10 protein-coding genes are annotated in these 14,270 nt (G+C 50.7%); 4 read left to right on the top strand and 6 right to left on the bottom strand.

What is annotated here, in order from left to right; genetic code table 11:
• Positions 1-17 precede the first annotated feature (17 nt).
• The 6 genes from F8R23_RS03365 to F8R23_RS03390 all read right to left on the bottom strand — a co-directional run bounded on the left by F8R23_RS03365 (position 18) and on the right by F8R23_RS03390 (position 9,205).
• Positions 18-2,159: a hypothetical protein gene (locus tag F8R23_RS03365; RefSeq protein WP_129934693.1), complete on the bottom strand. Its 2,142-nt coding sequence runs from the start codon at positions 2,157-2,159 to the stop codon at positions 18-20.
• Positions 2,160-2,180: 21 nt separating this feature from the next.
• Positions 2,181-3,614: a hypothetical protein gene (locus F8R23_RS03370; protein ID WP_129934692.1), complete on the bottom strand. Its 1,434-nt coding sequence runs from the start codon at positions 3,612-3,614 to the stop codon at positions 2,181-2,183.
• The gene (locus tag F8R23_RS03375) at positions 3,611-5,362 is read right to left on the bottom strand and encodes a hypothetical protein (RefSeq protein WP_129934691.1); all 1,752 of its coding nucleotides are present in this window, start codon (positions 5,360-5,362) and stop codon (positions 3,611-3,613) included. Before F8R23_RS03375 ends, F8R23_RS03370 begins: the two co-directional genes overlap by 4 nt.
• A gap of 3 nt (positions 5,363-5,365) precedes the next feature.
• The gene (locus tag F8R23_RS03380) at positions 5,366-6,628 is read right to left on the bottom strand and encodes a Hint domain-containing homing endonuclease (RefSeq protein ID WP_242503210.1); all 1,263 of its coding nucleotides are present in this window, start codon (positions 6,626-6,628) and stop codon (positions 5,366-5,368) included.
• A 426-nt stretch (positions 6,629-7,054) separates the two neighbouring features.
• A complete protein-coding gene (locus F8R23_RS03385) occupies positions 7,055-7,579 on the bottom strand; it encodes an NUDIX hydrolase (protein WP_129934689.1) in 525 nt (174 codons plus the stop codon).
• A gap of 519 nt (positions 7,580-8,098) precedes the next feature.
• Positions 8,099-9,205: an ABC transporter ATP-binding protein gene (locus tag F8R23_RS03390; protein ID WP_129938119.1), complete on the bottom strand. Its 1,107-nt coding sequence runs from the start codon at positions 9,203-9,205 to the stop codon at positions 8,099-8,101.
• Positions 9,206-9,569: 364 nt separating this feature from the next.
• On the opposite strand from F8R23_RS03390, the gene F8R23_RS03395 reads away from it, so the two are divergent.
• The 4 genes from F8R23_RS03395 (at position 9,570) to F8R23_RS03410 (ending at position 14,227) form a co-directional block, all read left to right on the top strand.
• Positions 9,570-10,808 (top strand): extracellular solute-binding protein, encoded by a 1,239-nt coding sequence (locus F8R23_RS03395; RefSeq protein ID WP_129938120.1) that lies wholly within the window; start codon positions 9,570-9,572, stop codon positions 10,806-10,808.
• Between the two features lie 102 nt (positions 10,809-10,910).
• Positions 10,911-12,161 carry a carbohydrate ABC transporter permease gene (locus tag F8R23_RS03400; RefSeq protein WP_129938400.1) on the top strand — a complete coding sequence of 417 codons (1,251 nt, stop codon included), beginning with the start codon at positions 10,911-10,913 and terminating at the stop codon, positions 12,159-12,161.
• Positions 12,162-12,171: 10 nt separating this feature from the next.
• Entirely contained in the window at positions 12,172-13,017 is an 846-nt protein-coding gene (locus F8R23_RS03405; RefSeq protein WP_129938121.1) for a sugar ABC transporter permease, read from the top strand.
• 4 nt (positions 13,018-13,021) lie between these two features.
• A complete protein-coding gene (locus tag F8R23_RS03410; RefSeq protein WP_129938122.1) occupies positions 13,022-14,227 on the top strand; it encodes a glycoside hydrolase family 53 protein in 1,206 nt (401 codons plus the stop codon).
• Positions 14,228-14,270 lie beyond the last annotated feature (43 nt).

Consider the following 14,270-nt stretch of genomic DNA (forward strand, 5'->3'; position numbering starts at 1 on the left):
CTGGGGGGCTCAGCGCGTCAGAAAGTCACCACCACGATGGTGCTGGTTCCTGTCACATCCTTCTCGACGGTTTTTTCAAGATTGTCAGTCCCGTAATACACCGTAGAAACGTAATGGATCTTCACCTCGTTGCCTTTTTCCACCTGCATCAGATCGAAGGTCAGATATTGGGTGAGGGATTTAGGATCAAACTCGGTCAGGGCCAGGGATTGGGACTGTGTAAAGTCCCATTTCGGGTAATACACCACCATTTCATAGGTGATCAGCGTGACGTCTTTCTGGGTCGGTTTGAAGATAATGGTGTACTTCTGCGTTTTCGGCAGGGCATTGGCGACCAAAATCTGGTGGCCACGGATCAGCCCATAACCCGGTAGCTGTGGGCTGGTCTCAACGCCGTTGGGGATGTAGGTCAGGCTGTCACCGTCCAGGGCATAGTAATCGGTGGAGAAATAAATCGGTTTATCCACATCGACGCCAATCGGATAAATAAAGGGTTGAGGGGGGGTCGACTCATTGACCACCTGGCTGTTGGTCTTGAGTTTGACCCCTTTATCCGGATCGGAATATTGGGTTTTGATCACCACCTGGCTAAAGACTTTCCAGCCCATAGGATCAAGTAGCGTAGCAATGTCGGCATAAACGATGCCGCATTCGGCTACGTTGATAGAGATAATCAGATCCTTATCGCTCTGAAGGTCGCCAGAGTGGTAGGGTTTGGCCTGCATACCGGTGAAGTTGACGGTATAGGAGTATTTAAATGCGCGGCCCAACTCGGGTTTGATAAACCATTTGCCGGTTTTTTTTGCTCCGCTGTCGCCAGGGGAAAACTGCAGGGTGCTCTGGTTGTCTTTGTCGTAGTAGGCGGTCACCACGATATTGGCCACGTTATATTTCGCCAGATCCGGAGTGACAAAAAACTCGGGCTGGATGTACTGATAGAACGGGTCGTTGAGATCGTACTCTTTGAAGTACTCTTTCAGATTGGCTTCGCCGACGATGGACTGAATCGACGGCAACTGGGTCTGTGGCGCAATGGAGAAGGAGACCACCGAGTTTTCTTCATAGACGCGAGTAAAGCTTTTGGTTTCGCTGAGGCTGGATTTGAATTTATCAAAACCGTCGGCGTCATTAAGCAACTCGAGGCTCATGTCCAACCCGGTTTGGCTACTTAAAATCTGTTCGACCTGTTTCTGACCCCAGGCGGTCAGACCGTCCTTCCATTTAATGTACTGATCCGGTGACATGCCCATTTCTGCTGCGGTCAGCCCGACCTGAACGTCGATCTTGATCGCGCCTTTTTCGATATATTCGCGCTCAATTTTTTTCTCATCGGCCGACCAGGTATGGTAGCTGATGCTTTGCGTTACCGACTTGGTGATCTCACTGTCGTAGCTGACGGTGACTTTGGCGGCCGGCAGGGAGGCGTCCAGGCTGAAGTCGAAGCGAATGCCTACGCTGGAGTTTTTATCGGTGCCTTTCAACACCTGTTCGAACAGGGTGGCACCTTCACCGGTCAACGACAGGCTGAACACGGTGTTGTTATCCCCCAGACCTGATGGCGACAGCGTGGTGGGGATTTGGCGATAGAATTTCTCGTTGCTGTCCAGAATCAATGAGGCCTGTGCCGAGGTGAGTCTCGGGACTTCCAACCTGATTTCTGTCGGCGTCAATTCCAGCACGAATTGGTCATTGCCTTTGTTGGCGTCATACAACGCGACAAATCTGGCAGCCTGGTCGTCATTCAGGCTGGTATTGCGCAACGCGGTATCCATGGCGGTTTTTTTGGTCGCGTTTTCAGGATCGGCCACAGAGGCCTGCTCGGCTTGAACATACTTGACGATCAGGGTGGATTTCGCGATCAGCGGATCTTTAAGCTTGCCGAGCAACTCGATGCTGATCTTGCTTTTCATCGCCGAATCAGGCTGCGGCAGCATGACGGTAAATTGCGCATAGCCGCCCTGGGTGTCTTCACTGCGATACTTGTAGAACATGAAATAGGGGCTTTTGGCATCCCTGGCGACAAACACCGGGATCTCGGGCACCACATAATAAATATTCTTATCAATACTGTCGCCGTAACAGGTAAAGGCATATTCCTTAATACCCAGATATTTATCCGTAGGGATTTTGACCGATTGCTGCAAAGCGGTGGTTAACATAGGGTGTTCCTCTTGTTTATATCACTTGTTGTATTGCAGTTTGACGGGGCTGGCGCTGGCCTGCTGCGGGCCAGAGTCGTAGGTTTTGGGGAATATCGAGGCGGTTTTTCCTTGCCAACGGTAGTCAATGCGACCGTTTAATCCGTTGGCATGGGCATTGATCCACCAGTTGGCTTGCCACTGTTGGGTGCTAAACGAGAAGCTAAAGTTTTGTTTTTTCCCCTGGCTGGCCGGCGAATAGCTCGCGGTGCCGCTGACCGTTTTAAACTCTGCCTTCAGGTGTTCGGCTTCAAACAGCACGCTGTAAAACCCCAGGTCTTGCGGAGTGAGCGCGATGTTGTCTTGCCAGTGGAGTTGATTCTCATAGCTGGAGTAATCAGAAAACGTCACTTTGAGGGTGATATCGCTGACTTCCGAGGTGGTTTTCAATGTCACCGGCGGGAAGTTTGGCCACGGCATCGGGGTTTGTGTTTGGTCGTAACGCAGCTCAATCGACGTGATATTAAAACCGTTTGGATTGAAGCCCAGGCTCACTGTGCATTCGCGGTGCTTGACGGGTTTGTCCGGCCGAGTGGGTTCAGGCAATGGCGTCGGCGTGAACGTGATCATGCTGTCGGCAGGCAGTTGACCAAGCAGGATGGCAATATCCTGCTGCTGCGCCAGCAAATAGCGCTGTGGCACGCTATTGCTGTAGCTGACGTCATAATTGAGCTTGCTGGGGATCTCATCAATCGAGTGGATGTTACGCAGCGTGTTGCTGACCAGTTGTGAAGCAGTTTTCACTAATGAATCCCTGACCAGCTCGCGAGTCTGTTCCGAGGGGGCGTTGTCGAACTGTTCCAACAGGGTGATCACCCCGGCGTCGATCTGTTGGTTGAGCAGGATGGCGATAATTTCCGGTTGGCGCGCCTGTTCGTTGAAGGCCAGGGTTAAAAATGCTACCCAGTCGGCCTCCAGCCTGGCGGTGGCGCGGCTGCTGACGCTGAACCGGCTGTGGGTCACCAGATAAACCTGGCTCTTGGCTCCGCGAATGGCACTGTCCAGCAGGCCTGACTCAGTGTGGGTCAGCGGCATTTTGGACTGTTCAAACTCGACGTTATAGCTGTCTGACTCTGGCTGGCGGATAAAACGCAGGAACAGCGATTGGCGGATATCGCCTTGCTCCAGGCTGATTTTTCCGGGTGCCGAAATGAAATGCTGGCGGATATAGGCCTCAATTGCCGCCGTGTCGACCGGCAGGTTGGGGGCGATAAAGGTCGCCAGACCGCCGCCCGGACTGGTCAGCAAATGCAGCGCACTGATTTTACCGCCCGGACCATCCAGCACCACCTGCGGAGTATAACTGCCGTAGGTATAGCACCCCGGTGGCTGCGTTTGGTCGTGGAAGGCCAGGGCTCTGCCAAGCAGGAAAAAGTTTTGTAACGTCTGCTGGGGATTCAGTTCTTCACTGTTCATTTTTCACCTTTGACATCAATCGTTTGATCGCCGGTCACATAGGCCGACCATGGGCCAGTGTTGATTTGGTAGCGAAACCCGCTGGCAAAAATCGAAGTGACCGTCCAGGGGTAGTCGTAGCTGTTCTGCTGGTGGGTAAAGGTGTGCTCCGTGGTGCGGCTTTGGCTTTCCGGCTGAAAGGTCAATGCGACTTTGAGCATTTCAGCGGGCAGAGTGACGGTGATCCGCGCTCGCTGTGAGCCAAACTGCGGGAAGCTGTAAGCCCCGATAGTGGTGGCCTGGGTAATCGGCATCGGTAGCGGCACGACTCCGCTCCCGGCCAACTGATAAGCCGTTGCTTCAATAAAGGTTTCGTCACCGAGAACTGGACAACTGAAATAAGGCGCCGCCGCGGTTAAGGCCAAATCTTGCAGCCAACCGGCAGAATGGTAGATACCGCCAATCTGACTCTGCTGAGCGAAACCGGGATCAATGCTGATGGTGAGAAATGGGCAGGGTAATGCGGCGTAATCCAGTACCAGCGCCCGATCGGCGCAGGGGCGCCGTTCGCCGATCAGGGTGTGCCAGCTTCCTTGCTGCGGATAATTAACCCGGATTTGGTAAAAGAAAGGTTCTGGCTCCAGCGAACTGGTAAGAAACTTGAAGGTCAACCGGCTCTGGTCCGGGCTTAGCTGCTGGGTTTGCGTTTGTTCCTGCGGGTAAATATCTCCTGCCGGTACGCTGAGTTGAATATCGATAAATACGGTGTTTTTCAGCCCCATGGGAGACACGTAAAAGACGTCGATTTCCCGTTCGCCCGGCGGTAATGGCGGGGCGGTGGTGCGGTGAATAATGGTATCAGGCGAGACCTTGGCAATTTGCTGTGCGGCGGTAAAAGGATCCAGTATGAAGCACAGCGGACGTCGGCTCAGTACCACTGTGTCGAGCTTGAAGATCACCCGGCCCCCTTGCTCAGGAATGCTCAGGGCGATCATTGCAGTGTTACTGGACGCCGGACCGGCGTAGGGTGTACCCCGCAAATTGTAGAGACGATCCAGTAACGTCTGGCTGAACAGCAGGTTTCCCTCGGGATCGCTCACCGGTAGTGGCGGACTGATTTGCAGCGGCAGCAGCGCAATATTCTGGTAGAGATATTGCGTCAGCAGGCCATAGTCGAAGGCCACCCGATCATCGCCAACAGGCTGCGCGCCTTTGACTCCTGCGGCCAATGCCAGTATCAGCTCCCTGGGATCAAACTCGACGGAGTACGCCAGCCGTGGTGAGACCCCTTCAACAAAACCGTCCAGTCGGGCATTAAAGCCGATAGTCTCATTGAGCAGGGTTTTCTCGATCAGTTGAGTGCTGGCCGAGTTCAGCAAAATAATAAACTGGATGCACTGCGCCGAATACCAGGTCGGGTCATAGCTTTGCCCACTGAGGGCGCTGTGATACTCAATCGGTACGTCAAAGCCCAGGCTGGCAGGCAACACGGGGAGCACCTTCACCGCTTTATCCGGGTGCTGTTGTTTGAAGTCCGCCAGACTTTGCTCACCGGCATACTGCAGTTCGGTGGTGAAATTCAGCCAACCGTAAATGCTGTCGGTACTGGGACTGCGAACAATATCCAGCGAGAACGCCAAGGGATCCGCTGCCAAAATGGTGAGAGATGCCGGGTATAAAAAATAGGCATCATTTTGCTGATAGGCTGCAATGAACCTGTGCTGATCGGTAATGATAATCTGCTGAAAGTCCGGGTATCCCTGATACATAAGTTATTTACCCGCCGAGTTGAGATGGTTTTGGTAATCCTGATGCCATTCTTTTGGCAGTTTGTTCAGGATATTCGCCGGACGTTGGTAATATTCATCCTCATAGATGCGTTGCATCTGGATATCGCCGACCAGGATACCGTTAGCGTACAGGGTGTTATCGTCGTAAAGACCATTCTCAGCGGATGGTTCGGCGGACAATTGCAGGTTATATACCTTCAGGTCACCTTGTTGTTGCACCATGCTTATGATTTCGCTTTCACCGTCCAGGGTGATTAATTTAGTGGAATGATTTAATTCACGGGCTATCACCACGCCTGAAGAAGTAATAAAAGGATGACCCCGACTGGTAGTAATATTCGTTATTTTGCCTTTGTCATTGCGCAGGGTTAACTCAATATAATGGCGTTCCTGTCCGCTGGTGACGGCTTCAACCCTTAGCGGTTGATTATTTCTCGACAACAGGGTCTCACCGATACTGATGGCTGAAATGGGTTTCTCACTGCCATCCTGCATCAGGATTTTTGTATCTTCGGCCAGGCAGCCGTAAACAATACGCATCGGCTTTAACTGTACGGTATTTAAAAATCGCTGGTCGGGTTCAAGGTTTTTAGGCGCATTGGTAATAAAGCTAACAATGCTTTTTCCGTCGACGTTAAGAATCACCTTGAAGACGTAATAAACCCATTCACCAGACTCAAAATCAACCTGATTGAACCTTAGCCAATCCAGATCCCAGGCGATATTGTTACTATTAATTCGGGTGTTGGGTGAGTTGAAAATATTATAATCACCGAATGGCGTGACAGGGTCGCCGCCAGCGCGGGTGCGAATTAAATAAATACTATTACTGGCGTTGACCGGTCGACCGCCGCTGAGTTCAATTTGACCCAGGTAGGTGATATTACCTTTAATGGGCACCCTGACCGAGCCATCATAGGTATTGCGGTAATCACAGTCACCTTCATCGCGGGTTAAACAGATTTTTATTTCGTTAGGATTGTTAATACTCCGCGGTGATTCATTATAAATATCTTTAGGGTAACTCTGGCTGGTAATAATTTCCGCGCCGTAAACCGTATTGTTATTGATGGTTTGGGCAAAGGTATAAATCACCGTGACCGGATAATCCGCAGCAATCTGGCTACCCGGATAGACCCCGTTGGCGCTAAGGGTGCAGTCTGCGGCGTAGACATAAGCCTGGTTGTAATTCACCGCGCCGACATTGGTCGCTTCAGCGTCAAACAAACCCAGGGTTTGCGTCACATTGGCTGCGGACACCGGCAGGGAGCCAATGGCATCGGCGCGGTAGTTTCTGCCGTCAATGGAGTCGAGCCGGACAATGCTGTAGACCGGTTGGGCGGAGCCGTCACTGGCTTCGCTCAACCGGCCGGCGCTGCGTTTAAGCAATTTTGCCTGTTGCCAGCATTGGGTAAACTGCGGAGTATTGCCAGAGGCAAGGCCGGCCAGTTTTAATTGAATATCGTAAAAGCTGACCAGCAAAGGGTCGCCGGGCTGAATAATAAACAGGCCGGCATTGCTATATTTGCTGATAACACTTTTGACAATAGTTTTTTCATCTGAAGTATAACCTTGTGTGATCATAATATCAGCACCCAATAAGTTTCAGACATAAAAGTGCGAAAAACATGACAGAGATAAATCAAGCTTTGGTGTTAATAGCCTATGAGTTTATTTGCAGGTTTCTTTGCAATAGGCGTAAATGGCGCTCAGGGTATCGGAACCCAGATATTCTGCAAATTGAGTATCGGTAGGGTCGACATCAGGATCCGCAGTCATGTTATACAGCTCTTGAGCAAACATATCTTTGGTGGCGGAGGGTTTGTTTTTAAAATAAGATTTTAACTTTCCTTTGCTGACCTTGCGTATCCAGGCGAACTCGCCGCCAAGCGCTACCTTTCCGGTGAAGAGAAATACCTTGCTGGTATAGAATATAATATCATTGGGGAAAACCTTATAGCGAACAACCTGTTCTACTTCAATGTTTTTCAGGGTTTCTTCCAATGTTTCTCTTTTTATCACGTTTAGAGCAAAATTCTTGCCATCAACCGGGCCATCTTTTGCATCCGCAGTGCCGCCAAATAACATCGGACAACCTCGGGCAAAACCTTCATTTTTTAAACCTAATAGAATAAAGTCATCATTCCCAACAGCAGCTGGATCGCTGTCAAGAATGACGTATTTTTTAATGGGCATAGTCAGGTCCTTATACATTTGTGAGTATAAAAATAGAGTTTATTTGTCTGGTCGGGAGCGATGAATTACTCATCTTCAACAATAGCAATGGCGACTAAAAAATCAACTGACACTTAAAAATAAATGAAGTATTTTTTTGTTGTGATCGAGATAATCAAGCAAATCACTGCGTTAACAAAACCAAAGAAAAATTATTTAAAGAATCAAATAAACAGGAGGGAATTGTTTTTATTTTGTTAATTCCGATTTTTAACCTCATTAAATCAAGGCATTGAAAATGGCGATTTTGTAAGCCTTTTTACGGTTGTAAAAATAAACAAAAACGCTTAGCCAAGAAATTAATTTTGGTGTGGGAATTTCTTTAATCATAAAGGTTGTGAATAAATGATTAAACAGTTGAAATAGTCATCACAATAGGTCGGTAATGATATTTATACCTTGCTAATGATATATCGGTGCAGGAAACCGCCAGCCCAAGACGGATGTCTGGGCTGAGGCCTTAATCAGCAGCAAGGAGCATCAGGATTGTGGGAATTGAATATCGGCGCTAATACGGGAGCCGTCGGCATCAAATACCAGGCATTGTCCCGCCAGGAAACCCGGCTGAAGTTTTTGGTAAGGACGAAAATGCGCATCCCCGGGGAGCAACATTTTAAAGCCGTCGTAGCCGTGGCATTGGCCAAAAAGATAGGTGTTGTTGCCGAGTCGCTCGACCACTTCGCAATGAAAATCGAGCCGTAACACTGAGTCGGAGTGGGTGGTCAGGTGCTCGGGACGGATCCCCAGCGTGACTGTTTCACCGGGGGCAACCTGCAGGGTGGCGATAGTCAGGGTCAGCGTTTTATCTGCGCCGATAGCGACGGTCAACGCTTCCGGCGTCCAACTTACCACCGTGGCCGGCAAGAAATTCATTTTCGGTGAACCAATAAACCCGGCGACAAATTTGTTGATGGGGTTGTAATACAGCGCCATTGGCGCGCCCATCTGCTCGACTTTGCCGTAGTTCATTACCACAATTTTATCGGCCAGCGTCATGGCTTCCACCTGATCGTGGGTGACATACACCATGGTGGTTTTCAGCTCCTGGTGCAGCTTGGCAATATGCAGGCGCATATCGACCCGCAGCTCGGCGTCCAGATTGGAAAGTGGCTCATCGAACATGAATACTTTGGGATTACGCACTATGGCACGGCCGATGGCGGTGCGCTGCCGTTGGCCACCGGAAAGCTGCTTGGGTTTTCTGTCCAGCAGGTGGGAAAGTTGCAGGGTTTTGGCCACCATTTCGATTTGGTGGCGGATTTGTTCTTTGGGCATCCCGTTCACCTTGAGCCCATAACCCATATTTTCGGCCACCGTCATATGCGGGTAGAGCGCATAAGACTGAAACACCATGGCTACACCCCGGTGGGCTGGCGCAACGTCGTTGACCCGTTCATTACCAATTAGGATATCTCCGTCGCTGATCTCCTCCAACCCGGCAATCATGCGCAGTAGCGTTGATTTTCCACAGCCTGATGGCCCCACAAAAACGGCGAATTCGCCACTTTCAATTTCAAGATTGATATTGTGCAGCGTCACCGTTTTGTCAAAACGCTTGGTGACATTCCTCAGTCTTATGCTGGACATCTGTTGATCCTCGGAAAGTTATCAGTAGACAAACCCTGTCAGGGTGTCTTTCGGCGAGCTCTGCGAGAGGTTGTAGTACGTATAACAATTGTTTTATCTCCTTCAGAACCGCCGGAAAGGCTTGAAAAGACTATAACTGCGCTGCATTTCAAGCCATATCACTGGTTTTCATTTCTGCAATAACGATCACACAATGATGATAATTGTATAGAGTTGGTGCGCTTCAAAGCGTAGCGTATAACAAGGTGAGGTAATGAAAGAGGTTGCACATTAGATGTTGTAATATCGAATATTATGCCTGACCTGAATGCTGCACTTGCAAAGTGATAAAACTAAAATGTAATACCTTCACATGAGGTGGGTAATGAAAACCAAAACAATCACTGCTTTGATATTGACCGCTCTGGCGGCCAGTCACTATTCCGGCTTTGCTGTCGCCGCGGCGGCGGGCCAACAGCTGACCGTCTGGGAAGATATCAAAAAGTCAGACGGCATCAAGGGGGCAATCACCGATTTTGAAAAACAGAACAACGTGAAAGTTAACCTGTTGGAAATGCCTTTCGCCCAGCAAATTGAAAAGCTGCGCCTGGATGGTCCGGCCGGTATTGGGCCCGATGTGTTGGTGATCCCCAACGACCAACTGGGGGCGGCAGTAGTGCAAGGCTTACTGGCCCCCATAAAGCTGGATCAGGCCGCGATGGACGCCTACACCAAGCCTTCCATTGGCGCTTTCACCCTGGAGCATCAGCTGTACGGCGTACCAAAGGCGGTAGAAACGCTGGTACTGATTTACAACAAAGACCTGTTAGCGCAGCCGCTGGCGGATCTGGATGCCTATTACAATTTCTCCAAACAGCAGCGTGCAGCGGGTAAATACGGTTTGTTGGCCAAGTTTGACCAAATTTATTACAGCCGCGGCGCGATCGCCGGTATGGGGGGGTATATCTTCGGTGACGACGGTAAAGGGGGACTTAACCCGCTGGATGTCGGTCTGAATACCGCTGGTAGCGTAGCCGCCGTGAGTTATCTGAAAAAATTCTACGCTGATGGTCTGTTCCCTGCGGGCATCATCGGAGACGGTGGGTTAAATGCGATTGACTCTCTGTTTACCGAGAAGAAAGCGGCGGCGGTGATTAACGGCCCCTGGGCCTTCCAGCCTTATGCCGACGCCGGTATCAATTACGGCGTAGCACCGTTGCCAACTCTGCCAAACGGTAAACCGATGAACTCCTTCCTGGGAGTGAAAGGCTACGTGGTGTCAACCTGGAGTAAAGATAAGGTACTGGCACAGAAATTTATCGAATTTATCAACCAACCGAAGTATGTGAAAACCCGCTATCAGGTGACCCAAGAGATCCCTCCGCTGGTAGCGATGATTGACGATCCGATCATCAAGAATGACGAAAGAGCCAGTGCGGTTGCGATACAGGCCAGTCATGCGACTGCCATGCCCGGGATCCCGGAAATGCAGGAAGTTTGGGGGCCGGCCAACGCGGCGTTGGAACTGAGCATGACCGGCAAACAGTCGCCCAAAGCGGCGCTGGACGATGCGGTAAAGCAAATCAAAATGCAAATCGAAGCGATGCAGGCCAGCAACCAGTAATCGCGCAGCGGGAGGTTTCCTCCCGTTATCAAGAAGGAGCAGTGTGTGATTGTCACTCCAAGTGAAAAATTGTCCGTCGGCAGAGGTCGATACAGCCATGCCATGGCAGCGCTGATTGTGGCGTTGATCCCCGGGTTTGGTCAGTTCTATCACCGACAATGGGCGAAAGGGTTGATTTTCCTGCTGCTACTTAGCAGCTTTGTCGGCGTGAGCTGGCAGTTCCTCACCGAAGGGCTGTGGGGGCTTTATACGCTCGGCAGCGAAGTCCCGCGCGATAACTCGATTTTCCTGCTGGCGGAAGGGATCCTCAGCGTTTTGGTTATTGGTTTCGGGCTGACGATTTATGCTCTGTCGCTACGCGATGCCTGGGTAAACGGCAGGAAGCGCGATGCCGGTATGGCGCTCAACAGCGTGCGTAAGCAATACCAGATGCTGCTGAGCGATGGTTTTCCTTATCTGATGATTACCCCAGGGTTTATCCTGCTGGTGTTTGTGGTGATCTTTCCGATTCTGTTTGGTTTCTCAATCGCCTTCACCAATTACAACCTGTACCACACGCCGCCGGCAAAACTGGTGGACTGGGTCGGGTTTAAAAACTTCATCAATATTTTCACTTTGTCGATCTGGCGTTCGACCTTCTTTGATGTGCTGCAATGGACAGTGGTCTGGACGCTGCTGGCCACCACGCTGCAATGCACCGTAGGGGTCCTGCTGGCGATTTTGGTCAATCAGAAGGATTTACGTTTCAAGCCGCTGATCCGCACCATTTTCATTCTGCCCTGGGCGGTGCCGGGTTTTGTCACCATTTTGGTGTTTGCCGGCATGTTCAATGACTCTTTCGGGGTGATCAATAATGCCATACTGGCGTTTTTCGGTATTGCCCCGAAAGCCTGGATGACCGATCCGTTTTGGACCAAAGCGGCGTTGATCCTCATGCAAACCTGGCTTGGCTTCCCGTTTGTGTTCGCCATGACCACCGGCGTGCTGCAGGCGATCCCGGATGACTTGTATGAAGCCGCCACCATGGATGGGGCAAGTACCTTGACCAAGCTGCGAACCATTACGCTGCCGCTGGTGCTCTATTCAATTGCGCCAATAATCATCACGCAATACACCTTCAATTTTAACAATTTCAATATCATTTATCTGTTCAACAACGGCGGTCCGGCGGTAGCTGGCTCCAATGCCGGAGGAACCGATATTCTGGTGTCGTGGATCTACAAGTTGACGATGTCGTCTTCGCAGTACGCCATCGCAGCCACCATCACCATCCTGCTGTCGATTTTTGTCGTGGGTATCGCGCTGTGGCAGTTCCGCGCCACCCATTCGTTCAAGAATGATAATGGGGCCTAAGGGGAGAGTCATGTCAAAGAGCATCAGGAAAGAGAAGTGGGTGCGTTTATCCCTGTCGTGGCTGGTGATTATTTTGGTGTCCGCCATCATCATTTACCCGCTGGTATGGACCGTTGGCGCTTCGCTTAATGCCGGCAACAGCCTGTTGAGCAGTTCTATCATTCCGGAGAACCTGTCGTTTCAGCATTATGCCGACCTGTTCAATGGCAAAGTCAATTACATGACCTGGTACTGGAATTCGATGAAAATCAGTTTCTTGACCATGGTGTTGACGTTAATCAGCGTCAGCTTTACCGCTTACGCGTTTTCACGTTTTCGCTTCAAGGGACGGCAGAACGGCCTGATGCTGTTTCTGCTGTTGCAAATGATCCCGCAGTTTTCCGCGTTGATTGCGATATTTGTTTTGTCGCAACTACTGGGGCTGATCAACAGCCATATGGCGTTGGTACTGATCTATGTGGCGGGGATGATCCCTATGAACACCTATCTGATGAAAGGCTATCTGGATGCGATCCCTAAAGACCTGGATGAGTCTGCACGCATGGATGGAGCAGGTAACTTCAGGATTTTTATAGAGATTATCATGCCACTGTCCAAGCCGATTATCGCGGTGGTGGCATTGTTCTCGTTCACTGGCCCGCTGGGGGATTTCATCCTCTCCAGCACCATTTTACGGACTCCAGACCAATATACCCTGCCAATTGGCCTGTATAACCTGGTGTCGCAAAAGATGGGCGCCAGTTACACCACTTATGCGGCGGGGGCAGTACTGATAGCGCTGCCGGTCGCCATCCTATATCTGGCCCTGCAGAAGTACTTTGTTTCTGGCCTGACCTCTGGCAGCACCAAAGGATAATCCAATGAAAATATTGAAACCGGGTTTATTAAGTTTCTGTCTGGCCGGGCTGCTGTCCACCACGGCGTTGGCGGCGGTGGAAAGCGTCATCATTAAGCCACTGAATAATGTTCCGGCCGCCTTTATCAAAGGTGTTGATATTTCGACGCTGGCCGACGTGGAGCAACACGGCGGTAAGTTCTATGACGCGAATAACGTTCAACAGGATCCGTTGGTGATCCTCAAACATAACGGAGTTAATTACGTCCGTCTGCGGCTGTGGGTCAATCCGCAGGACAGCGCCGGTCATCCTTATGGTGCCGGCAATAATGACCTCGCCACTACGCTTGCATTGGCAAAGCGGGTGAAGGCGCAGGGCATGAAGCTGCTGCTGGATTTCCATTACAGTGATTTCTGGACTGACCCGGGTAAGCAGTTCAAACCTAAAACCTGGGAGCAGATGAGTTATGACCAGTTGAAAGTGGCGATCCATGATTACACCCGCGACACTATCGCCAGTTTCAAGCAGCAGGGCGTGCTGCCGGATATGGTGCAGATCGGCAATGAGATCAACGGCGGTATCCTGTGGCCGCAGGGTAAAAGCTGGGGACAGGGCGGCGGTGAGTTTGATCGGCTGGCCGGGTTGCTGAACGCCGCGATTAGCGGCCTACGGGAAAATCTGGATTCCCCGGCACAGGTGAAGATCATGCTGCATCTGGCGGAAGGGACCAAGAATGACACTTTCCGTTGGTGGTTCGACGAGATCACCAAGCGCAACGTGCCGTTCGATATCATTGGCTTGTCGATGTACACCTATTGGGATGGGCCTATCGCCAGATTACAGGACAATATGGATGATATCAGCCAGCGCTATAGCAAAGACGTGATTGTGGTGGAGGCCGCCTATGGTTATGGCCTGGAGAACTGCGACGATACCGACAACAGTTTCTCCGCCAAAGAAGTCCAGGATGGAGGTTATCCGGCCACCGTTCAGGGACAGGCTGATTTTATTCGCGACCTGATGCAAAGCATTATTAACGTGCCGGCCAGCCGTGGCAAAGGCCTGTTTTATTGGGAACCCACCTGGATTGCCGTACCAGGTGCTGGCTGGGCCACCCCTGCGGGCATGAAATATATTAGTGAGTCCGGCAAGGATGGTAATGCGCGAGAAAATCAGGCGTTGTTTGATTGCCGAGGAAAAGAATTGCCCTCATTAAAGTCATTTAATTAATTACGTGGATTACTAATAAAGCCTTCCAATGATTATTTTCTAA

Source organism: Serratia proteamaculans (assembly GCF_008830365.1).
Lineage (GTDB): Bacteria > Pseudomonadota > Gammaproteobacteria > Enterobacterales > Enterobacteriaceae > Serratia > Serratia proteamaculans.